The organism is Candidatus Cryptobacteroides sp. (assembly GCF_056207615.1).
In genome coordinates this window covers 1-21,898 of the sequence record NZ_JBAEER010000016.1, presented here as the reverse complement: position 1 = coordinate 21,898, position 21,898 = coordinate 1, and the positions used below count along the sequence as shown (strand labels likewise).

Below are 21,898 nucleotides of genomic sequence, written 5' to 3'. Positions count from 1 at the left end.
CTTGTCGCCGGTGATGACGTACGCGTCCGAATAGACTTCGTTCAGGCCACCGTGCTCCTGCGAGAGCATGTTCTCCATGGTCGCAGCGTCGAAGTTGCCGAAGATGCTGATTCCCCAGTCGCAGAGGTCGATGAACATGTCCTTCGCAAGCTCTGAGCCTGCATACATGTATGCGTCGCGCAGACCTGCGTAGATCTTGTGGAGGTTGTACCATGGCACCCACATCGAAAGGAGGCGTCTGAGGTTGCCGGTCTGTACCTCCGGCCAGAGTTCCTTGCTGTCCGGAACACCGCCGAGGTAGCCGTTGCCGTTCGCATCCTGGCAGCGCTTGAGCTCGGAGAGCATGTAGTTCATGCGGTCGAGGCACTGCTGGTCGCCGGTCGCGGCATAATGGATGGCCAGTGCCGAGAGGTAGTGGCCTCCGACATGGCCGTCGAGTCCTTCCCAGTTAGGGAATGCTTCGCCCTTAGGCTCGAGTCCGGCCTGCTTGAGGAATGGCTGGAGGAGCCTGTCGATGTCATATTCGAGGAGATGCTCGATGTTGAGATCCTGTGCGTGCTTGAAAGGTCCGTCGAGAAGGGTCACTTCTCCAAGGTTGAACTGCTTTGGATAAAGGACTTCCTGCGCCCTCATGCTGACTGTTGCGGATGCGAGTACGGCTGCTGCCGCCATCACATTCAGAATTCTGTGGTTCATTTAGTTTATCGTAGTTTTCGATGGTTTATCTAGTAGTTATCGAGGTTTATCTAGTAGTTATCGAGGTCTATCATGTCGACTTTCGCCAGGCAATCTTCAGCAAGATATCTGTCGAGTGAAACAAGCCGCTCGGTAAATTTAGGCATATTTCTGCAAACAATCGCACACCCTAACCGCGGCAAGAAAAGGATTTTCCATACCGAAAGAAAAATTGTCCCGTCTTCTTGGATTCGTGACTCCTAATTTTGTAAAAGTCGGGAAAAAGCTGCCCTATTTCGTCGTGGCAGCCAACTAATTAAATATCAGCCCTTTAACCCGTTTGGGATGGTCAAAAATCGACCACCCCAAATCATTTAACATACTATCACTCACCACCTTACCTGCCACGGATAGCTATTATTCTTCCCTGTCGGTAAACCTATTTCAGGACTAGTTTGCCAAAATGTCGATGCAAATAATGAAACATATGATTGGGTATTAATAATAATTCCCTAAATTTGCATGACAAAAAACTGCTCATGCCTGAGATATTTAGATTTATAGGGTATTCGTTTTTCTTCTACAGCAGGGAGCATGAACCCATACATGTTCATGTTGAAGGCAAGGACGGTTATGCCGTATATGACCTCGTAAAAGATCGATTTGAATTACGAGAGAGTCATGGGATAAAATCCAATGATCAGAAGAAAATTGAGAACGCCATTTCTGAAAACAAAGAGGTAATTATCAAACGGTGGAAGGAGCACTTCGAACAAGTATGAGGAAACTACGTAACATATCATTTGATAGGAAGTACATATATGCCGAGGACGAAAATGGTCATAAGTTAAAGCAGTCACTTCTATGGTATCCTGCACTGATGAATGCCACACAAGACCAGAGAGCAAACTACTCAATCGGGTTCACAGGATTCCACTGGCGTGACCTAGACGAGGATATCTCATTCGAGAGCTTTGAGTATGACGACGCCGTACCTTCCAAAATACAGGAATTCTTTCTTCTACACAAGGAAATCAATGTAGCTGAATTCTCAAAGAGAGTGGGTATTAACGCAACCTTGTTAAGAAACTATATCAATGGTTTCAAAAAGCCGTCTGCCGCAAGGGAGCAACAAATCATTGACGAGATACATAAGTTGGGTCGAGAGTATTGCGCATTCTCTATCGTCGAAGGATACGACACATTAGACAGACAGAGCAAAAACTACCTCTCCGATATTGAGCCTCAAGCGTATTTTTCAGAAAAGTAATTTGCTATCTTTGCGGCTGAAATATTTTCAGGACAGAAATCACACTAACCTATCATTTATCATGATCAAGAAAATCGCTCTCATCGCCGCTGCCCTTGTTTTGGGTCTGGCGACATCATGTCAGAAAAAGTCCAGCTCACTCGAGCTTTCATTCAACTACACACCGCAGCCAGGACCAGGCTCGAACCAGTATGCAGCATGGATCGAGAACAGCAACGGTGAGGTCGTGAAGACTCTCTTCGTGACAGCGTATACCACCAAGGGCCGTTCGAACAACGGCGAGGAGCTCGTGCGCGGCTACATCAAGCGCCCTGCATGTGTCCCTGTATGGGTCAAGACCGTCAATGCCGAGGCACTTTCGGACGCACAGCTCGACGCATTCAGCGGTGCAACTCCTAGCGGCGGAGTACAGTGCTTCTGCTGGGACTTCACCGATGAGAATGGAAATGCTGTGGCAAAGGGCAGCTACAAGGTCTGCCTCGAGGCGACTCTCTATGGAAACAGCGACATCCTCTATACCGGCGAGTTCACCGTCGGCGCACAGCCTGGCACCATCGCACTCAGCAGCACTCTCACCGAGCCTGACGAGTCACACGCCGGAATGATCACCGACGTCGCTGCGGAGCTCAAGTAAGATTATGAAAAGAACATTTCTGACCATCATACTCGCGCTGGCTGCCCTCACGACCGCCTCAGCGCAGGGAACCACCGAACAGAGAAGAAGTGCGCCCCAGGGCACGGCCAGGCAGGTCGACAACACGCCGAAGGTGCTGACTCCGAGCAAGGAGGTGGGCATCTATGCGGGCCACAAGAACTACGGAAAGAGCATCGCGGTGTTCGGAGGCTCGCTGTCGGTGAACAAGGAATCGAATGCGGCGAAGCAGATATGGGCGGACGAACTGCATGCGACCGTAACCACCTATGGAGTCGGCGGTGCCGGGTTCTCGAGTCTGCAGGGACATTCGCTGCAGCAGCAGGTGCGCGAGGCAGGGGTACATGATATCTATGTGCTCTGGGCATCGACCAATGACTTCACCAACAGCCGCGAGATCGGCAGTTGGAGCGACTATACTTCGGTGGACGGATTCGACGAGTCCAAGCTCGACACCCAGTGCGGCGGAATCAACTATTGCGTGAAGACGCTGCTGGAGAAGAACCCAGCGGCGGAGATCTACTTCTTCACTTCCTTCAGGTTCTTCTCGAACGAGGCCGGATACAATCCGTTTTCCGAGAACGGCAATGCCACGGGCCATAATTTCTCCGAGTATGTCAAGGCACAGAAGGAGTGCTGCAGCCATCTCAGCGTACCTGTGCTCGACCAGTTCGAGCTGCTGGGCGTGAACGAGTACAACTACCCACTCTATTACCTCCGCGACAAGCTCCACATGAACGAGGATGGCTACCGCAAGGCCGGCCCAGTCCAGGCCTCATTCCTCGCTGACGGTAAGTAGAAGTTTTTGATATTTACGGTAATCTTTCGTACCTTTACGGTTGCAAAAAATACACTTATCATGAAGAAAGTACTCTCAATCCTTGCAGCTGCGATCGCACTCGTATCGCTCCAGAGCTGCCAAGAAAAGCTTCCGCCGGAAGGTTACAAGGCTATCGTGACCACTCTCGATGCGACTGACGTCTCTTATGAAGGCTACACCTTCAACGCCACTATAGATTATCATTTCGCCGGTTCAAATATCGGTCAGGGAGGTGTCTTCTACGGTTTCTCAGAGGATATTTCTGTCGAGAACTACAACTTCTCGACTCCTGTCGGATTCCTTGATCTGGGTCTCAACGTCATAGAATACAAGGCGAAGAATTTCCGCTCGCTCATGGGCGTTAAGACTTACGATGTCCAGCACGGCGAGACCCTCTATTACAGGGCATACGCACGTGTCTTCACTGACGAAGGCAGCAAGTATGTCTATGGTGAGGTCAAGTCTTTCGTGATGCCATAGCAGGCTTCTCAGCCGATCGAGATTCGGTGAGAGTGGAGTCTAGGCACGGATGGAGTTTCTCCGAAGGAGAGCTGCCAGAGCAGATATGGAAGGTCCAGACCTGCCGCAAGTGACGAAAGTATACCGCCGCTTAATCGAGGATTGCACTCGAGAAACAGGGCCTTGCCGCTCTTTCGGTCGACACGGAAGTCCATCCCGCACACGCCACGATAGTCCACCGCATCGAGGATTCGCTCAGCCTGAGCGATGACATCCGGAGCAGAAACCCCGATTCTCACGCGTGAAACGCCCTTTTGTCTGGGCCACAATACCCTATATGCAGCCGCAAGCAGGAACAACGAACCGTCAGCTTGCGGCCATCTTATTATGTCCACGGAAAGGTCATAGCCATCCACATAATCCATTACAAGGTGGGGCTTCGCACTGTTCCGGATGAGCTTTTCGAGCGCGGGAAGACTCTTCGGGAAATACACAGAAGAGCCGCTCAGCACGTTGGCGCGTTTGTAGACCACAGGCCAGTCGGTGATGGCGGCGAGCCTGTCATCGGCGTACATTCTCGGCTGCTCGATCCCGAGGCTCGCCGCCAGCTCGCTACACCGCACCTTGTCGTCCAGCATCTCCAGCACATCCGTCATATTATGGGATGTTACTTCTGATCTGGTTTCTTGTATGGCTTCATCATTACGTAGAACTTGTCAAGAAGTTCCTTCATCTCCTTGAGGTCGCCACTCTTGCGGAGCTGGTTTACCTGCCAGTTCGGAGCCTCGCGCATAGGTGCCAGCTGCGCAGCCTCGAGAGTGTTGGCGCTGAGCTCTGCGAGACGGATACCCTTTTCCCAATCCTTTGCTCCATCTTTCTTCCACTGTTCAATTCCGGCCATGGCATTGGTGATCCTTGACTCTCTGTCCGGATCCTCAGGAACGATGTCCTCACGGTTACGGAAATATCCAAGAATAGCTGCAGGGATTGATGGATCGCGCACGGTTCCGTCCTCATAGAAAACACCGTGGATCATGCCCCAGCCCTTTCTTACGACCATCAGCTCCCAGATGCACCAGCCCATGTTTGCCTTCATGTGCTCCTCAAGAGTAACGTCGTACGGGTTAGCACGTCCTACGCATCCCATCTCGCCGTTGAATATCTTCTTTCCGACCTGGTCTGCAAAAGCCTGCGCACGAGCAACGGTGTCGCGCACTTCTGCCCTGGTCTCGGAATAGTCATGGAACTGGAGGATATCAGCATAGTCTGCCATCTTTATCATGCTCGAAACGAGCTGGAAACCGATGGTGAGCGGAGTCTGAGGATCCTTTTCCTTAAATAGTCCATACATGCGCTTGCAGTTCTCGAAGTTAGCTTCTCGCATCCTGACATTGAGGTCTGGCTCGTTCATGATGTCCCACATTGCAAGGTTCGGCTCATCCTTGAGCGCGCCCACGAGGAAATCCACCCATTCCTCGGCTTGGTAAAGGAGAGTGCTGTCTCTGGTCCATCGGCCGCTGCCGACTACAGGCATCATCTTCATACCTCTCTCGTCGCACTTGTGCGCAAAGTCGCGGAGCCTGTCGACGAGAGTATCACCGATCTCAGTGTAGACCTGATATGGGACGAACACCCTACAGAAATTGAGGTCGAGACCCTTTGCAAGGTCGAGGTCAAACGCGATTACGTCTTCGTCATACTTTACCCATGTGTCAATGTGGTGACGGGGTTCAGCGACCCCTGCCGGAGTGTAGTTGAATCCCCTCATCAGGGTACAGTCGATTGCGTACTTGTCAACCTTGTTCTCGACTGGCTGACTACATGATGCCATCGCCACGGCGAGCAACGACAACACAACAGATCTTAAGTTCTTCATTTGAGGTTTGTTTTATTGAGTATTGGTTGTTTGGGATTTACTCAAGTACATCTGCGCTTTCGTCAGGCGTTTCTGTCACCAGATCACGGAAAGTCTTCTTGGCGACCTTCGCGATGGCTCGGGTCGAGAGAAAGTCCAGGGTTCCGTTGATGATACCTCCGACAAAGGGAGCGAGCCTTCCGAATTTCAGGACTCCCCTTCTGCCGAACTTTGCCAGCAGCCTGATTCCGACTTTCTGGTTTATTCGATGGAAAACTCTTGCCGGGATCTTTCTGATGGACTGCATGAAGATTCGTCCTCCGGCCTTGATACCGAACTGGGACGCAAGATCCCTCGTCGAGCTTGACACCAGGCAGAGATATACCAAGGTCCTGACTCTTTCGTCCTTCACGTCTACCCCGTACATGATGGCAATGGCAATGACCATCTTGATCTGTATGTAGATTGAGCTTGCGATATCGGCAGGTATTGCTACCGGCAGTGTGAATAGTCCTCCGAGCCCAGTGGCGAATCCTGCGGATGCGGCTTTCGTATTCTGCCTGCGGATAAGAGAATTCACCTTCCTGTCAAGGTCGCCTTCGCCCTTGAGGAAGCTGTTGGCGAGTTCCTCGGCCGTTCCGAGTCCCGTGATGCCGTCGACAGCCTTATCATAGGCCCAGTCAAGGGTCTTCTGGACAGTCTTCGCCGTCAATGATAATTCTTTCTCTTCGGACATGTCACAAAGATACGATTATCTTACTATTATTTGGGGCTTTTTTGTTAAACTTGTAGAGTTAAAACCACATCAATGGAAAGCACTAATCACTATGGGACATTCCCTTTGTCTGCCGAGATTCTGAGCAAACAGAAAAACGGATTATGGGCAATCGAAATCGACGAAGGCGCAGAGCCTCGAATGTATGTAGACGACGTGATGCTGGAATTGCTCGGCATGACGGAAAGAGTCTCACCGGAGGACACCTACCACAAATGGTACGATGCAATCGACAATGATGCATACGAGCTCGTGGAGGATGTGATCGAGAGGATAAACAAAGGAGAGAACGCCGAAGTCCAGTATCCGTGGCATCATCCCGACGGAACCACAAGGATCGTACGATGTGGCGGACTTCGCAATTTCGAGTATAAGAATGGCGTCCGCATCGGAGGCACTCACCGCGTCGTCCGCAGCACAATCCACCTGAGTGAGGAGAGAATCAGGAAAGAGAAGTACTTGGTGGAACGATATCTCAACAAGTCGAAGGGAGCATTCGTTGTAGACCTGAGCACAGGAGGCATCACGAAGCTCAAGAGTCCCGGAAAGATCGGAAACAGCAGCGCGTATGATTCCATCAACAGTCATGACCAGTTGGTAAGGTTGTATGCTGATACATTCGTGCTTCCTAATGACAAGGACAAGGTCATCTCCCAACTCTCTCTGAAGAGCATCACAAAGCGTCTTCGCGATGTTGATTATTTCGAGGTACAGCACAGGATTTCACATGGTGACATTCCGATCTGGTACACCACCCATGTATCCAAAATGTCCCACAACGAGGCTTTCGTCAACTTCAAGGACTGCACCAATGATGTGCTCAACAACACGTTCTGGAACGCGATCGCAACCCAGATGATTTCCGGTTACATAGTGGACCTGGACACCGAGACCGTCTATGAAGTGAAGAAGTCACCTGTGTTTGACTTCAAGACTGATGCAAATCATTACTCAATTGAAAATCTCGTCGAAAAATCGAGGTCGCTGATGGATCCGGAATACTATCCGGGATGGCTGGACTTCACCGCCAAGGACAAGCTGATCGCTATTAGGGAAAACAGTACCCATGCTGAGTACACTTACGCGTCGCATTGCACCGGAGAACTTAGATGGGTCAGAGCTACTGTCTATTCCCTCGGCAAGGATATACCATATCTGGCGCTCAGGTTCTCACTTTATACCAAGGAGCATATAGAGAGGAAGAGGCAGGAGGATGAGCTCAACAAGGCATTGTCCGATGCCCGCATCGCTGACGAGGCAAGCAAGCTGAAGACCCTGTTCGTCCAGAACATAAGCCATGACATCCGTACTCCGCTGAACGCGATAGTGGGATTCTCGCAGCTTCTGTCCCTTCCGGACGGTTTCCTCTCCGACGAGGAGAAGTCACAATATTGCGAGTATGTCAAGGACAGCACCGACCTTCTCACGATGATAGTAAACGACGTCCTCTGTATGTCCGACGTCGAGAAAGGAATCCTGAACATCAACAAGGTCGACACCTCCTGCAACGAAATAATCCGAAAGTCGGTCAACTGCTCGACCAGCAGAACGCCGCCGGGAGTGCGCATGTACTTCACCTCCGACGTCGACAACGGATACTATGTCAATACGGACCCTAAACGCGTGCAGCAGATACTCGTGAACTTCCTGTCCAATTCGTGCAAGCACACCACTGAGGGCGAAATCGTCGTCAATTGCTCGGTTATGGAGAACCCGGGCCATGTGACATTCTCCGTGACAGATACCGGAGAAGGTGTCAAGGAATCCATCGCAGAGGACATCTTCAACCGATTCGTCACCCTGGACAGCATGAAGGACGGACACGGAATGGGACTTAACATATGCAGGGACCTCGCGGACAGGCTCGGCGGTATCGTCCGCCTTGACAGGACATATAAGAACGGAGCCAGATTCGTCCTCATCATACCTGCAAATGAGAAAATCACCGTGCCGGTGGAGAAACTGCAGAAGCTTCTGGTCGATGCACGGGGCGAATGGACATGCGCACACGAAGATCTCATGGTGGTCGGTGCCGAGAAACCTATCTGGCGCTCGAAGGACGTACATTTCCAATCCCTCACCGTCCACGAGGACAAGACCGTGACAGTATGCATGCCGACATCAGAAGGGACGATATCGGACCTCCCACTCAAGTTCGTATTCGCGCCTGACGGCTCCGTCACCTATGAATACAATGACGGAGTGAAAACCGTAAGGTCATCAAAGCGAAACATCTTGCTGAAGGACGGAAAGCTGACTATCACCTTCGAACGCGATGACTTCGACGGTCTGGTAAACATCCCGACGGAGAAGTTCGACATTCCTTGGGACTACTGCAAGACAGTATTCATCAGAAAATAGAACCTAAAAAATGAAGAGAAGATTCACATTATTCCCAATACTCGCGGCATTGCTCCTGACAGCTTCATGCGCTGGAGTTCAGGCTGACTTCAACACTGAGACTGCATCCTTCGCAGACTCTACCCAATACTGCGTCACCAATCTCTCGATAGAGCTTCCGACAGGCCTCACCCCAGCCGAAGCCCTCGTCAGGGACACTCTGGTGGCATATCTTGACCGTGAGACAAGGTTCATCAGCTACGAGGACACGGAACCTCAGTTCGATGCATATTCCGGCGACAAGGCCAATGTCGATGAATGCGTGCAATATTATGGCGAAGGCCTCGCGAAGGCTGTGAACGCAATCGCAGCCGACGATGAGACCTATTATCCATGGGAATACCAGTTCAACATCAGCAAGATCTTCGAGACCGAGAGATATGTCGTCTTCGACTGCAACAACTATCTCTACCTCGGAGGTGCGCATGGTGGTGTCACCGGAGCCGGTCCGCAGACCTTCGACAAGGCCACCGGAGTCAAGGTCCAGAAGTTCATCGTCGATTCAGCGCTCATGCCGCTCCAGCAGGAGTTCAGGAAAGGGCTCATGCAGTTCTTCGCAGAGACGGAAGAGGTCCAGAGCGAGGAGCAGATGATGGAGTTTCTCTTCATCGAGGATGGGATCATCCCTATTCCGAGCCACCAGCCGGCTCCATGCGCGGAGGGCCTGACCTTCACCTACCAGCAGTACGAGATCGCACCGTACGCATCCGGAATGCCGTCGTTCACCCTCCCATTCGAGGTCGTGGAGCCATACCTCACCGCCGAGGCCAAGGCTGTGCTGCTGCGCTAAGCGCAGTTCCGAAAAAAACTTAACTTTAAAAACTGTGCGACAAACGCATAGAGAAACCACACGAGATGAGAATAAGAACATTAATGGCGACCGCGTTGGTCGGGATGGCGGCGTACGTGGCTGCGAGTGGGTCAAGGAACATCGCATACGCCCAGCCGTTCGGCAGCTTTGCGATAGTGGAGCAACCGGCACCGGACGGACCGGCATCTGTGCTCAGGTCCGACGGATCGACGCTCAAGGTCGGCCCCGACGGCAGGATCATGATCAAGAGCAAGGTCGTGGTGCTCGGCGGCGACTTCACTACACCGACTAGCGGAAAAGCGAAGAACAGCAGCAAGCTACTTGCCGGCAGCCAGATCGAAGTCAGCGTCGTCCGCGAGAGATTCGACTGGGAAGATCCACATGTGATCGGAATCAACAAGGAGCCGTACCACGCGACCCTCGACCTCCCTACCCACATCGCGGGCAGAAGCGACGTAATGAGCCTGGACGGAAAATGGAAGTTCCACTGGGCGAAGGATCCGCAGAGCAGGCCGGAGAATTTCTATGAGCTCGGATATGATTGCAAGGGTTGGGACGACATCATCGTTCCATGCGCATGGCAGCTGCAGGGCTTCGGGAAGGCCATCTACACGAACATCACCTCTCCATATAAGATCATGGTCGGCAGCGTCACCGAAGAACCGGACGACCTGAGGTGGTACCATTACGACCACCGCGACCCTGTCGGCAGCTATATCACCAACATCCACCTCGACAAGAAGGAGGCCGGCAAGAACTATATTCTCGAGTTCGGCGGAGTCAAGTCTGCGATGTACATCTGGATCAACGGCGCGAAGGTCGGATATAGCCAGAACTCGATGAACCCAGCGGAATTCGACGTGACCAAGTTCCTCCATGAGGGCGACAACAAGCTCGCAGTGGAGGTCTACCGATGGTCAGACGGAAGCTATCTCGAGGACCAGGACATGTGGCGACTGAGCGGAATCTTCCGCAGCGTAAGGCTATGGACCAGGCCTCAGGTCTTCATCCGTGACTATTTCCTCAAGCCTACCCTGAACGATGCGATGGACGAAGGCAAGCTCGACGTGGAGATCAGCCTCGACACACGCAGTCTGGAAAAGGCAAAAGGCGCAAGCGCCAAGGTCAACGTCAGCTTCAACGGCCAGACTAAATCAGTCACCATCCCGCTTGACGGTCCGTCAACAAATAACGCAGGCACTAGAGCCGCCTATTCCGCCGACGGCACCGTTTCTTTCACCATCGCGAACCCTGAGCTCTGGTCAGCTGAGCATCCGAACCTCTACGACGTGAAGATCGCCCTCGAACTCGGAGGAAAGACTGTCGAGACCTTCAGCTACCGCACCGGATTCAGGACTATCACCATCGACGGAGAGCTCTTCAAGGTGATCGGTAAGGTCGTGAAGCTCAAGGGCGTGAACAGGCACGAGCATGATCCTCGCACGGGTCGTACCCTCACCGAGGAGACCATGAGGCGTGACCACGAACTCATCAAGCAGTGCAACATCAACTTCGTCCGCACCAGCCACTACCCTAACGACCCACGTTGGTATGAGCTCTGCGACGAATATGGAGTATATGTGATGGACGAGGCGAACCAGGAGAGCCATGGAACCGGACGCTGCAACACCGCGATCGGTGACTCGGAGGATTGGACCGAGGCTCATGTGGACAGAGCCGTGGCTGTCGTCGAGAGGGACAAGAACCATCCATGCGTGATCATGTGGTCGCTCGGCAACGAGGGCGGTATGGGTCGCAACATGAAGGCCATGCACGATGTCGTGAAGAAGCTCGACCCATCGAGACCGGTTCTCTGCGACACCGACAGGCAGTATTCGGACATATATGACGACGGATACCTTGCTCCGGAGGTTCTCCGCGAGGAGGCAAAGAAGATCAGCCAGCCGTTCATCATGCGCGAGTATGCGCACTCGATGGGCAACACCCTGGGCAACTTCCAGGAGTACTGGGATGTCATGTACGACGACCCATCGATCGTCGGCGCAGCAATCTGGGATCTCGTGGACCAGAGTCTCGCAACCCCTATCGCAACCAACCAGCTCTCGTACGACGGCAGCATCACGAGCCGTTTTCGCCAGGACGGCGAGTACTGGGCATACGGCGGCGATTTCGGTGACTACCCGAACGACGGTGCTTTCTGTACCAACGGTATCCTTTCGGCTGACCGCACCCCGCACCCACATTACTATGAGGCGAAGAAGGTGCATCAGAACATACTTTTCAGATACGCGGATGACGGTAGCATAGAACTCACCAACCGCTACGATTTCACGAGCCTCGAGGACTTCAGCTATGACTACGAGTGGCTTGCCGACGGCGTTGTGATCGCGAAGGGAGCTGCGCTGCTGACAGGAAATAAGCTCAGCATCGGCGACTGTCCGCACATCACCGCCGAGCTTTACCTCAATGTCCATGCAAGGCTCAAGGAGGCCCAGATATGGGCAGAAAAGGGATTCTGCGTGGCTGAGGAGCAGTTCCTTGTCCATGGACCTCTCAAGAAAGTACGCGGCGGATATGTCAACGGAGAGCCGATTGAGCAGGAAAAGGCTGTCGGCCCGCGTCCAAAGGTCACCAACGCCGGAGGCAAGATCTGCGTCAGCGGCAAGGACTTCGAGTTCGTTTTCGACTCTTCGAACGGAGCCCTCGTCTCATGGACCAAGAGCGGCAAGGAAATGCTCCGCGGCGCTTTCGAGCCTTATTTCTGGAAGCCGGCGAACGACAATCAGCGCCGCAACAGCTACGAGCAGCGTCTCGCCGACTGGAGGAATGCTGCAGCAGATAGAAAGGTGAAGAAGGTCGAGACTGCAAACATCAGGAACAGCGTTGCTGTGAACTTCGAGATGGACCTTCCTGTCGGAGCAGACTACACGCTCAGCTACGAGGTTCTCGCGGACGGCCGGCTCAACGTCATCGCCGACTATGCACCTTATAAAAATGACATCCAGCTCATGCCGAAGTTCGGCTTCCACCTCAAGGTCGCGAAGACCGACGCTCCTGTCGAGTGGTATGGTCGCGGTCCTTGGGAGAACTATCCTGACCGCAAGACAGGTTCGTTCGTTGGCAGATGGAGTCTCGGAATCGACGAATTCGCGACCGAATATGTGGTGCCGCAGGACAACTCGAACCGAAGTGACGTGCGCTGGTTCTCTATCGGAGACGAGCTCCATGTGAAGTCTTCGACACCGTTCAACTTCAGGGCTTGGCCATATGAGGAATCAGACCTGGAGACCAAGGGCCATCCTCACGAGATTCCGGAGTATGACTTCATCACAGTCAACATCGACAGTTGCATCCACGGCGTCGGAGGCAATGACGCATGGGGTGCCCGCACTCTTCCTGAATACACTATCGACGGCAATCTCCCTCAGCATTTCGAGATCACTCTCTGGTAGTCGGGAATACGCTAAGTACAACCATAGGCCGGGCTCTGTCCGGCCTTTTTTATTTCATAAAACCCCAATTTGTGATATTTTGATAACATAATACGGTGATTATTGTCATTTCTCGGAAAGCTTGACTATATTTAAAAAGATATAGAATCACTCGCGATGCCCAGGCAATTGGGCCAACACTTACTTGACATTTTCAACCGAAAGCCATGTACTATTCATTGTTCGGTATCATAGCCATCATATTGCTTCTCATCATCAATTTTGATGTCTTCAAGAGTACTCCGCAAGCAGACACCGCGACCAAATACTTTCGTTCCTACCTACAGGTCCTCTTCATCTATTTCATCATAGACGGCCTATGGGGCTTTCTGAATGATCATGGACCTTCCGCAGCCCTCAATGCCGACACCTTTGTCTATCACATCGCGGTTGCCCTGTCCATCGCTTTCTGGTGCCGTTATGTCGTCGCATACCTGAACCCTCCGAAAAGAATCGGCCAGAGTATCATAGCATTCGGCTTTGCATTCTGCGTAGGAGAACTGATAAGCCTCTTCATCAACATCTTTGTTCCGATATTCTTCTGGTTTGACGCCAACGGTGACTATCAGACCGGCCTTGTACGACACATAGCACTCGGAATCCAGATCACGCTCTATGTGTTGGTTGCCATAATGTCATTTGTATTCTACTTCAGAAACAGCGACAGGAGCAGACTCAGATATTTCACCATCGGAATGTTCTGCATGGTAATGACAACCTGCATCGTAGTACAGATCTGGCATTCATACCTCCCTCTCTACACGATAGGATTGATGATAGGAATGTGCACGATACATGTCTTCGTCCATGAGGACGAGAAGAACGAGATCAGGCAGAAGCTGGAGGCCAACGAGAAGGTGCTCAAGGAGAACACTGGCATAATAGCCAATGCCGGATATGGAATCTGGAAGATCCAAATGGTATCGCAGGGACGCCACCAGATGTATGCAGACGAGACGCTGAAGAAGATCTTCGGAGTTGAGAACACCAAGATGACTCCGGAGGAAATGTATAGCTATTACCACAGCAGGCTCAAGGAGGATGTCTTCACCATCGAGAACGATGACTATGCGTCGATGCGAGACGGAACCCTGCTCACGCGACAGCTCAAATGGGACCATCCCACAAAGGGTAGCATCTATCTCCATGCAGGCGGAACCAACTATGTGACTGATGACAACCAGGAGGTCATTTCCGGCTTCTGCGCGGACATCACCGAATCGAAGAAGAAGGAGAAGCGTACCGATCTCGTGATCCGTTCACTCGCACGTTCATACCAGTTCATGACATACATAAAGATGGACAACTTGACGTACTTCACATACAACTGGAACATGGACATGACAGAGGAGCAGAAGAGCAAGTACGAGACTGGTGAGATCTTGACAGCGATCGATTTTGCATGCAAGCAGAGAGTTTCTCCGCTGTTCAGGGATGAGATGATCAAGTTTGCTGACCTCAGCACAATTAATGAGCGGATGAAGGACACCAACGTCCTGATCAATCAGTTCAAGGACACAAAGGATGTATGGCACGAGTGGTCATATATAGTCGCAAACAGGGATGAGGACGGAACGGTCATGAACCTCGTCTGGGCTGTCAGGAAGATCGAGGACGAGAAGCAGGCAGAGCTCAGGCGGCAGCGCATTCTCGAGGACAACATCGCTGCGAACAAGGCAAAGACCATGTTCCTGCAGAATATGAGCCACGAGATTCGTACGCCTCTCAATGCCCTGTTCGGCTTCGCACAGCTGCACGGACTCCCTGACGGAGCGTGGACAGAGAGCGAGAAGGAGCAGTACAACAGATACATCTACAACAGCTACAACATGCTGGACATGCTCATCGGCGACATCATCGACATCGCGGACTCAGAGCATGGCAACTATCGCATACAGATGTCAGACATCAATGTCAACCACATCTGCATGAACGCCATCATGTCCGTCGAATTCAGGAAACCGAATGACGTGGAGATGTACTTTACTTCGGATCTGCCGGACGACCATATCATCAACTCGGACGGCCGAAGGATACAGCAGGTGCTCATCAATTACCTTACGAACGCATGCAAGCACACCGTCAAGGGTGAGATCCATCTGCACTGCTCTACTACCGAGCATCCAGGCAAGCTGACATTCTCCGTCACCGACACGGGAGAGGGCGTCCCAGCGAACAAGGCCGATGAGATCTTCAACAGGTTCACCAAGCTCAACCAGTTCTCGCAGGGCTCAGGCCTGGGACTCAACATCTGCAAGATGATTGCAGAGAAGCTGGACGGCGAGGTATACCTCGACAAAAGCTACACCAACGGAGCAAGGTTCGTATTCGTGCTCAACGATAATTAAGACTTTTTTGTAAGTTTGCAGTGTTAAATGGATAGGATATGTCAAGATTATATTTGAATACCGTCGCATTGACACTGATGTCTGCGGCAATGTTGGTGTGCTCATGCAATGGTCCAAAGTCGGATTGGAGCAATCCTGAGACTTGGTACCAGTCTGCAAATAAGTTCGACACGGATAAGATAGACGTTCTGTACATCGTCTCGACCGAGGTGATCGATGCTACTGACAACAAGGGTAATATCTGCTGGCAGTCGCAGCTGACCGATGCGGATCTGGACGCCATCAACGGTGAGATCGCATGGGTGGAGAAGAACATGTTCAACGACGATTTCAACGTCATCTCTCCTCTCTACCACCAGATGACCTTCAACGCTTTGACCCAACTTCCGAGAAACGCCATACAGCAGCAGGAAGAGGAGCTGAACCTGTTCGGAGGTCAGCAGGAAATACTTACATCGGGCACCAATCTCGAAGACGTCTATCATAATGTGGTCGAGGAGGTATGCGATGCCTTCGACTACTATATGGAGCACCAGAACGGTGGACGTCCGTTCATAATCGCCGGATTCAGCCAGGGTGCGATGCTGGCTCTGGACCTGCTCGTGCACATGAGTGACGAACAATATGAGCGCATGATCGCTTGCTACTCACTCGGCTTCAGGCTCAGCGAGGCGGATCTAAGCTTTCCGCACATCAAAGCAGCAAGCGGAGAAGGTGACAGCGGCGTAGTCATCAGCTTCAACAGCACCCAGACGGTAGATGCGATCTGGCCGCTGGTCGGTGCCGATGCCGCCACCTGCATAAACCCGCTTAACTGGATGACGGACAGCACACCTGCCACTTTCGAGTTCAACGGAACTACCAACACCGTCCATATCGACCCGAAGACAAATGTCCTCATAGTCGACACCGACGATCCTGAGTATTACTACAGTTTCTACGAGATCGCGCCTTTCTTCCTGAATGCAGGCGTGGACAAGAACAACCTCCATCACTGGGATCTGCTGTTCTACGCATCCCAGATTCATGACAATGCTCTCCTCAGAGCAAAGTCATTCTAAAGGAGGCTACCCTACTTTTCGATTGAGAGTATCCTGGGATCACCCGATCCTGGGAGAGGCTTGTATATGGTTACCCAGCAGTATGCAGGGCCTTCGCCGTCCTGAGGGTCGTAGCGGCAATAGAACTTGTAGTTGATGCCGGCCACCACCTGGGTAGAGACTGAAAGAGGAACGTACGATGCAGAGTCATCGTTTGCCGTGACCGTCTTGTACATCGCCATCTCCTCCTCGGTAATTTCCCTCTGGTCTCCGAATGCGCCGACCATCTTTTCGGCTTCCTGACCGATTACTTCAAGCTCATCATAGGCTTCTGTTGACGTATTGTTGCTGCCGCATCCAACGATCGCGAGCGCAGCAAGAAGGAGGTACAACTTTCTCATATCTTTCAAGTCTTTTGGGTTCGCTGTTACTTACTCACAAATATATCAAATTTTACCTTGGAATTGTTAGTAAACACGGCAAAAATTCTTTGCTAGAAAGGCTATATGTATTTATATTTGTAGGAATAAGACAGTTACCCCTTATCAAACGGACAGATAAAAATCCAATAAAAATGAAGAGAAATTTAAGTTTATCAGCCATTACATCAATGACTCTTTGTTTAGGGCTCGTATCATGCAACAGCAAGCCCGCCGCAGATTATTACAAGGTAGAGAAGCTCCAGGAGAGAACCGCCACTGTGCTCTGGAATCCTGAGGACTTCGAATTCGAGAATGGAAACGCATACTATCTGAACCATTACGCAGAGCTCGAGGCTGCGAAGAAGTCAGCAGAGGGCGCTGCATGCAGCAGCTGGCGCAACGGACAGTTCCATGGCCGCAACCTCGACTGGTATCAGGCTGACTACGGATGTCTCATCATCCAGATGCCAAAGGGCGGCAACGTGAAGCACGCTAACGTCGGTCTCCTCAACAGTTCCACAACCGTCACCAAGCAGTTCATCGACGAAGGCATCATCAGCGACACTGACAAGAAATATCTCCCATGCGTCATCGTTGACGGAATCAACGATGCAGGTGTAGCAATCAACATCAACATCGTTCCTCACCAACCAGGCACTGTATACAACACCGATGGTGACCTCACCTGCCAGTGCGTCGTCCGCTATGTTCTCGACAACGCAGGAAGCGTCGCTGAGGCGATAGAGCTTCTCTCAGAGAGGACAGTGCGCCAGAGCATCGTTGGCCTCGCTGGTGACGAGACCCACTACATGATCTCGGACAAGGACTGCACAGCAGTAGTCGAGTTCGACAATGGCGAGATGGTGGTGACCAGCTTCGAGAAGAAGGACAACGGATTCTACAGCAAGAACGGCAATCCTGCAATCATGACCAACCTCTACGACTTCGCTGCAGAAAGGTGGGGCATCGGCACCAAGGATTTCTTCGAGAACCATCCGCTCGCAATGGGCGTCGAGAGGTGGAATACAGTCAAGGATCAGTATGACAATGCTGCCGTTTCCGTAGACGACAACTTCGAGATCGCAAAGTCTGTATGGTATTACAAGCATCTGATGGACGTCAAGTCCCTCTGGTACACAGATAACGCAGTCCCTACCGCATACGGAAAGGATGAGCAGGGATGGTACTACATCATTAATGGCAACCGCGCGAACTGCAAGGATCATGTCGAAGCCATGACAGGATACTGGGACAATGCCATGGAGAGCTACTGGGCACGCTACGAGGAGAATTACGGAAAGCTCGATGATCCTCACGTGAAGGGTAACGACTTCTGGGAGACCTCCCACACCGTCGTCTATGACCTCGATGCTAAGGTAGGCTACGTAATTCCGTTCGAAGGCCGCTACGCAGCAGACGGCAAGCCTATCATGTTCAGCATTCCTGAGTAGTCAGAGACCCTAGCATCAACAAACACAGCAATAGACCATGAACTTCCTGGAAGAAAAGATCCTTCTTGACGGTGTCATCAAGGAGGGAAACATACTGAAGGTGGACAGCTTCCTCAACCACCAGATCGACATCGACATCATGCGTCAGATGGCTCATGAGTTCAAGCGTCGTTTCAAGGGTAAGGAAGTGAACAAGATACTGACCATCGAGGCAAGCGGAATCGCTATCGCAACCTTGCTCGGCGAGCTCTACGACGTACCTGTCGTGTTCGCGAAGAAGAGTCAGACTGCCAACAGCACCGATGACAAGTATGTCGCTCAGGCTTATTCCTTCACCCACAAGAAGATGTACAACGTGTTCGTCTCAAAGCCTTACCTCCATGCTACCGACAAGGTGCTCATCGTTGATGACTTCCTCGCTGACGGTCAGGCTACGCATGCTCTGATCGACATAGTCCACCAGGCAGGCGGAAGCGTTTCCGGCATCGGCATCGCAATAGAGAAAGGCCAGCAGAAGGGAGGCCGCGAGCTTCGCGCAGAAGGATACCAGGTAGAGTCTATTGCCATTGTCGAGTCAATGGACTGGCAGACACAGACCATCAAGTTCCGCGAGCAGCCTGCAAAGTCTACCGAGAAGATGAACCTCACTACAGGTGAATAGCATCGAGAAATAAAGTTCACAGATATGGATAAGAACAACGCTCTCTATCAGCTGGACGGGAAGTTGCCTGTTTTGCAGGCTGTACCTTTCGGTCTTCAGCATGTTTTGGCCATGTTCGTCTCGAACATCACCCCAATCATCATCCTCGCAAACGTGGTGGGTATCGCGCCTGAACTCAGCGCCGCCCTCATCCAGAACTGTATGATCATCGCCGGTATCGGTACGCTCGTACAACTCTACCCTATCTGGAGAATCGGTTCTCGCCTCCCGGTCGTGATGGGTATCAGCTTCACCTTCCTGTCACTTGCCATCTTCATCGGAACGACCCAGGGCATGGGTACGCTGATGGGCGCAATCATCATCGGTGGTATATTCGAAGGTCTCCTCGGACTTTTCGCAAAGTATTGGATACGCATCATCACCCCTATCGTCGCAGCAACCGTCGTGACCGCTATCGGATTCTCACTCCTCCCTATCGGTGCGAACTCATTCGCTGGCGGACAGGATGCCGCTGATTTCGGTGCTGCGCACAACTGGATCGTCGGAACGGTGACTCTTCTCGTGTGTCTGGGCTGCCAGATTTTCGCTAAGGGCTTCCTCCGGTCGCTCTCAGTGCTTGTCGGTCTCATCGTGTGCTATATCCTCGCCATCTGCATGGGCATGGTCGATTTCTCTGGTCTCCACAATGTAGGTTTCGTCTCACTTCCGAAGTTCCTGCCTTTCAAGCCAGAATTCAACCTCGGAGCCATCCTATCCATCATTGCGATCTTCATGGTTTCTGCAACTGAGACCATAGGTGATACCAGCGCCCTCTGCTCAGGTGCACTCAAGCGCGATGTCACCGACCGTGAACTTTCAGGCAGTATCGCTGCAGACGGTTTCGTCAGCACCATCGCCGGAATCTTCGGCTGTACCCCTATCACCTCATTCTCGCAGAACGTGGGCCTTGCATCGCTTTCTGGCGTAGTGAACCGTTTCGCTATCGCTACCGGTGCGCTCATCATGATCATCGGAGGTATCTTCCCTGCTGTCGGTACCCTTCTCACGACCATCCCGCAGGCTGTCCTCGGAGGTTGTACCATCATGATGTTCGGTTCGATCATGTTCGCCGGCTTCGGTATGATCGCAAGGTGCGGTTTCTCTGATCGAAACATGATCATCGTTGCCCTTTCGCTCAGCATCGGTCTCGGTTTCACCCAGGCATCAGGAATGTTCGACATCTTCCCACAGATCATCAAGACCGTATTCGCAGAGAACTGCGTCGCAGTAGTGTTCGTACTCGCAGTATTGCTCTCTGCATTCCTTCCTAAGGAGAATAAGAAAAACGCATAATACACATAGCTATGACTGACCCAAAACTCATCCGACCACAGAGACCGAAGATTCTCGGTATCGCACATTTCAGCGTCCTCACGGACGACCTCGAGAACTCAGCATCATTCTTCTCGGACTACTTCGGCTATGCCAAGCCCTACTATGTAGAGCGTGAGGGCAAGCCTACCATGATGTTCATCAAGATCAACGACAGGCAGTACGTCGAATTCACCAAGGACGACGAATGCAAGGAGTGGAAATATCGTCACACCGCTTTCGAGGTCGAGGACATAGAAGCGATGCGTGTCTACCTCAGAATGATGGGCGTGAAGGTTCCTGACGAGGTGAGCGATCCAGGATTCGGATTCAAATGTTTCTTCATCAAGGACTTCAGCGACCACGATGTAGAGTTCGTTCAGTATACCGACAGCGGTCTTCTCGCCGAGCACAAGGGTCAGGATATGCCTGATACCCGAATCTCTGATCTCATGAGACATGTAGGCTGGCTCTGTGACGATTTCTCGAAGGATCTCGCTTTCTACAGCTTCATCCTCGGATTCAAGGAGTACTGGCGCGGCGGTCCTGACGACAATACCAGCAAGTGGATCAAGCTTGCGATGCCGGACAGTCCGACCAACGACTACATCGAGATCATGCTCTATGACCAGAAGCTCGATCAGGCTGAGATGGGTTGCCAGAACCACATAGGACTCGACGTTGACGATGTTCCTGCAGCTAGGGAGATTCTCTTGTCACGTAACATTCCTGAGGGATGCATTCCTGGCGAGCCTATGAAGATTGGTGCATGCGGCTATGGCCAGAGCAACTTCTTCACAAAGGATCTCACCCGTGTCGAGATCATGACCAAGGAGGCCGTTGGCGGCAAGCCTACACCTACCATCTACGGTATTCCTGCCCGCTACGAATAAGATTGCTTAGAACTGATCGGCGTCGTCCTCGAACTTGGCACCGCAGTATTTGCAGTACTTGGCCTCGGCATCGTGTCCGGTCCTGCCGCAGTTTGAGCATTTCTTGTTGATGGTGGACTTCTCCCCCTTGATCATTTCAGCAGAGATGATACCGGTAGGCACGGCGAGGACGGTGTATCCGAGCAGCATGATGATGACGGAAAGGAAGCGTCCGAGGGTCGTGACAGGCGTTATGTCTCCGTATCCCACCGTGGTCAGGGTCACGACGGCCCAGTAGATGCTGTTCGGTACGTTGTTGAAAGCCGAATCTGCTGAAGGGCCCTCAACCATGAACATCAAGGTTCCCAGACACACGACGAGGAGCACGACGAACATGAAGAACACCGCGATCTTCTTCCAGCTCTGGGCGATGGCGGCGATGAGGATGTTACCTTCGGTAAGGAAGCTGAAGAGCTTCAGGACGCGGAATACCCTGATGAGTCTGAGGCATCGGATGATGATGGCGTACTGGACATGAGGGAAGAAGAACGCCAGATACATCGGCAGGATTGCAAGCAGGTCGAT

At 52.1% G+C, this 21,898-nt stretch carries 20 protein-coding genes; 14 read left to right on the top strand and 6 right to left on the bottom strand.

The features are described 5' to 3' along the window. Positions 1–696, bottom strand: a 696-nt coding sequence (locus tag AC06ND_RS01080) for a beta-L-arabinofuranosidase domain-containing protein (protein WP_475677150.1), incomplete at its 3' end; no start/stop codon positions are given. Positions 697–1,214: 518 nt separating this feature from the next. Here AC06ND_RS01080 and AC06ND_RS01075 point away from each other — a divergent pair. The 5 genes from AC06ND_RS01075 (at position 1,215) to AC06ND_RS01055 (ending at position 3,897) form a co-directional block, all read left to right on the top strand. After that, positions 1,215–1,457 (top strand): DUF4160 domain-containing protein, encoded by a 243-nt coding sequence (locus tag AC06ND_RS01075; protein ID WP_475677149.1) that lies wholly within the window; start codon positions 1,215–1,217, stop codon positions 1,455–1,457. Next, positions 1,454–1,945 carry a DUF2442 domain-containing protein gene (locus AC06ND_RS01070; RefSeq protein ID WP_475677148.1) on the top strand — a complete coding sequence of 164 codons (492 nt, stop codon included), beginning with the start codon at positions 1,454–1,456 and terminating at the stop codon, positions 1,943–1,945. Before AC06ND_RS01075 ends, AC06ND_RS01070 begins: the two co-directional genes overlap by 4 nt. A 61-nt stretch (positions 1,946–2,006) precedes the next feature. Beyond that, entirely contained in the window at positions 2,007–2,579 is a 573-nt protein-coding gene (locus AC06ND_RS01065; protein ID WP_475677147.1) for a DUF2271 domain-containing protein, read from the top strand. 4 nt (positions 2,580–2,583) lie between these two features. Then, complete coding sequence (locus tag AC06ND_RS01060; RefSeq protein WP_475677146.1) at positions 2,584–3,396, top strand: SGNH/GDSL hydrolase family protein; 813 nt, start codon at positions 2,584–2,586, stop codon at positions 3,394–3,396. A 60-nt stretch (positions 3,397–3,456) separates the two neighbouring features. Continuing rightward, entirely contained in the window at positions 3,457–3,897 is a 441-nt protein-coding gene (locus AC06ND_RS01055; RefSeq protein ID WP_475677145.1) for a hypothetical protein, read from the top strand. A gap of 8 nt (positions 3,898–3,905) precedes the next feature. Here AC06ND_RS01055 and AC06ND_RS01050 read toward each other — a convergent pair whose 3' ends face one another. The 3 genes from AC06ND_RS01050 to AC06ND_RS01040 are packed head-to-tail and all read right to left on the bottom strand — an operon-like array spanning position 3,906 to position 6,467. Continuing rightward, a complete protein-coding gene (locus tag AC06ND_RS01050; protein WP_475677144.1) occupies positions 3,906–4,499 on the bottom strand; it encodes an ATP-grasp domain-containing protein in 594 nt (197 codons plus the stop codon). Positions 4,500–4,543: 44 nt separating this feature from the next. Next, the gene (locus tag AC06ND_RS01045) at positions 4,544–5,752 is read right to left on the bottom strand and encodes a cellulase family glycosylhydrolase (protein ID WP_475677143.1); all 1,209 of its coding nucleotides are present in this window, start codon (positions 5,750–5,752) and stop codon (positions 4,544–4,546) included. A gap of 37 nt (positions 5,753–5,789) precedes the next feature. Further along, positions 5,790–6,467: an EcsC family protein gene (locus tag AC06ND_RS01040; RefSeq protein WP_475677142.1), complete on the bottom strand. Its 678-nt coding sequence runs from the start codon at positions 6,465–6,467 to the stop codon at positions 5,790–5,792. Between the two features lie 72 nt (positions 6,468–6,539). Here AC06ND_RS01040 and AC06ND_RS01035 point away from each other — a divergent pair, with 72 nt between their 5' ends. From AC06ND_RS01035 to AC06ND_RS01015, 5 genes are all read left to right on the top strand, one after another. Beyond that, on the top strand, positions 6,540–8,867 hold the full coding sequence (locus tag AC06ND_RS01035; protein WP_475677141.1) for a sensor histidine kinase: 2,328 nt from the start codon (positions 6,540–6,542) through the stop codon (positions 8,865–8,867). Between the two features lie 10 nt (positions 8,868–8,877). Beyond that, positions 8,878–9,696 carry a DUF3298 and DUF4163 domain-containing protein gene (locus AC06ND_RS01030; protein WP_475677140.1) on the top strand — a complete coding sequence of 273 codons (819 nt, stop codon included), beginning with the start codon at positions 8,878–8,880 and terminating at the stop codon, positions 9,694–9,696. Positions 9,697–9,761: 65 nt separating this feature from the next. Further along, positions 9,762–13,130 (top strand): glycoside hydrolase family 2 TIM barrel-domain containing protein, encoded by a 3,369-nt coding sequence (locus tag AC06ND_RS01025; protein WP_475677139.1) that lies wholly within the window; start codon positions 9,762–9,764, stop codon positions 13,128–13,130. 206 nt (positions 13,131–13,336) lie between these two features. Further along, positions 13,337–15,517 (top strand): sensor histidine kinase, encoded by a 2,181-nt coding sequence (locus AC06ND_RS01020; RefSeq protein WP_475677138.1) that lies wholly within the window; start codon positions 13,337–13,339, stop codon positions 15,515–15,517. Positions 15,518–15,555: 38 nt separating this feature from the next. Continuing rightward, positions 15,556–16,578, top strand: coding sequence for a DUF3089 domain-containing protein (locus AC06ND_RS01015; protein ID WP_475677137.1), 1,023 nt, complete (start codon positions 15,556–15,558; stop codon positions 16,576–16,578). 11 nt (positions 16,579–16,589) lie between these two features. Here the strand turns inward: AC06ND_RS01015 and AC06ND_RS01010 are convergent, their stop codons facing one another. Then, positions 16,590–16,958 (bottom strand): hypothetical protein, encoded by a 369-nt coding sequence (locus AC06ND_RS01010; protein WP_475677136.1) that lies wholly within the window; start codon positions 16,956–16,958, stop codon positions 16,590–16,592. A 209-nt stretch (positions 16,959–17,167) separates the two neighbouring features. Here AC06ND_RS01010 and AC06ND_RS01005 point away from each other — a divergent pair, with 209 nt between their 5' ends. Genes AC06ND_RS01005 through AC06ND_RS00990 form a run of 4 tightly spaced genes read left to right on the top strand, consistent with a single transcriptional unit; the run spans position 17,168 to position 21,334 of the window. Then, positions 17,168–18,430: a linear amide C-N hydrolase gene (locus tag AC06ND_RS01005; protein ID WP_475677135.1), complete on the top strand. Its 1,263-nt coding sequence runs from the start codon at positions 17,168–17,170 to the stop codon at positions 18,428–18,430. Positions 18,431–18,467: 37 nt separating this feature from the next. After that, positions 18,468–19,091 carry a xanthine phosphoribosyltransferase gene (locus AC06ND_RS01000; protein ID WP_475677134.1) on the top strand — a complete coding sequence of 208 codons (624 nt, stop codon included), beginning with the start codon at positions 18,468–18,470 and terminating at the stop codon, positions 19,089–19,091. 24 nt (positions 19,092–19,115) lie between these two features. Next, entirely contained in the window at positions 19,116–20,423 is a 1,308-nt protein-coding gene (locus tag AC06ND_RS00995) for a nucleobase:cation symporter-2 family protein (protein WP_475677133.1), read from the top strand. A gap of 11 nt (positions 20,424–20,434) precedes the next feature. After that, complete coding sequence (locus tag AC06ND_RS00990; RefSeq protein WP_475677132.1) at positions 20,435–21,334, top strand: VOC family protein; 900 nt, start codon at positions 20,435–20,437, stop codon at positions 21,332–21,334. A gap of 6 nt (positions 21,335–21,340) precedes the next feature. Here AC06ND_RS00990 and AC06ND_RS00985 read toward each other — a convergent pair. Then, positions 21,341–21,898 (bottom strand): ion transporter (locus AC06ND_RS00985; protein ID WP_475677131.1); only part of this gene is annotated, 558 nt, incomplete at its 5' end.

Bases quoted from the DNA above. Each gene is read 5' to 3' on its own strand.
- AC06ND_RS01075 (WP_475677149.1), top strand. From the start codon at position 1,215: ATGCCTGAGATATTTAGATTTATAGGGTATTCGTTTTTCTTCTACAGC.
- AC06ND_RS01070 (WP_475677148.1), top strand. From the start codon at position 1,454: ATGAGGAAACTACGTAACATATCATTTGATAGGAAGTACATATATGCC.
- AC06ND_RS01065 (WP_475677147.1), top strand. From the start codon at position 2,007: ATGATCAAGAAAATCGCTCTCATCGCCGCTGCCCTTGTTTTGGGTCTG.
- AC06ND_RS01060 (WP_475677146.1), top strand. From the start codon at position 2,584: ATGAAAAGAACATTTCTGACCATCATACTCGCGCTGGCTGCCCTCACG.
- AC06ND_RS01055 (WP_475677145.1), top strand. From the start codon at position 3,457: ATGAAGAAAGTACTCTCAATCCTTGCAGCTGCGATCGCACTCGTATCG.
- AC06ND_RS01045 (WP_475677143.1), bottom strand. From the start codon at position 5,752: ATGAAGAACTTAAGATCTGTTGTGTTGTCGTTGCTCGCCGTGGCGATG.
- AC06ND_RS01040 (WP_475677142.1), bottom strand. From the start codon at position 6,467: ATGTCCGAAGAGAAAGAATTATCATTGACGGCGAAGACTGTCCAGAAG.
- AC06ND_RS01035 (WP_475677141.1), top strand. From the start codon at position 6,540: ATGGAAAGCACTAATCACTATGGGACATTCCCTTTGTCTGCCGAGATT.
- AC06ND_RS01030 (WP_475677140.1), top strand. From the start codon at position 8,878: ATGAAGAGAAGATTCACATTATTCCCAATACTCGCGGCATTGCTCCTG.
- AC06ND_RS01025 (WP_475677139.1), top strand. From the start codon at position 9,762: ATGAGAATAAGAACATTAATGGCGACCGCGTTGGTCGGGATGGCGGCG.
- AC06ND_RS01020 (WP_475677138.1), top strand. From the start codon at position 13,337: ATGTACTATTCATTGTTCGGTATCATAGCCATCATATTGCTTCTCATC.
- AC06ND_RS01015 (WP_475677137.1), top strand. From the start codon at position 15,556: ATGTCAAGATTATATTTGAATACCGTCGCATTGACACTGATGTCTGCG.
- AC06ND_RS01010 (WP_475677136.1), bottom strand. From the start codon at position 16,958: ATGAGAAAGTTGTACCTCCTTCTTGCTGCGCTCGCGATCGTTGGATGC.
- AC06ND_RS01005 (WP_475677135.1), top strand. From the start codon at position 17,168: ATGACTCTTTGTTTAGGGCTCGTATCATGCAACAGCAAGCCCGCCGCA.
- AC06ND_RS01000 (WP_475677134.1), top strand. From the start codon at position 18,468: ATGAACTTCCTGGAAGAAAAGATCCTTCTTGACGGTGTCATCAAGGAG.
- AC06ND_RS00995 (WP_475677133.1), top strand. From the start codon at position 19,116: ATGGATAAGAACAACGCTCTCTATCAGCTGGACGGGAAGTTGCCTGTT.
- AC06ND_RS00990 (WP_475677132.1), top strand. From the start codon at position 20,435: ATGACTGACCCAAAACTCATCCGACCACAGAGACCGAAGATTCTCGGT.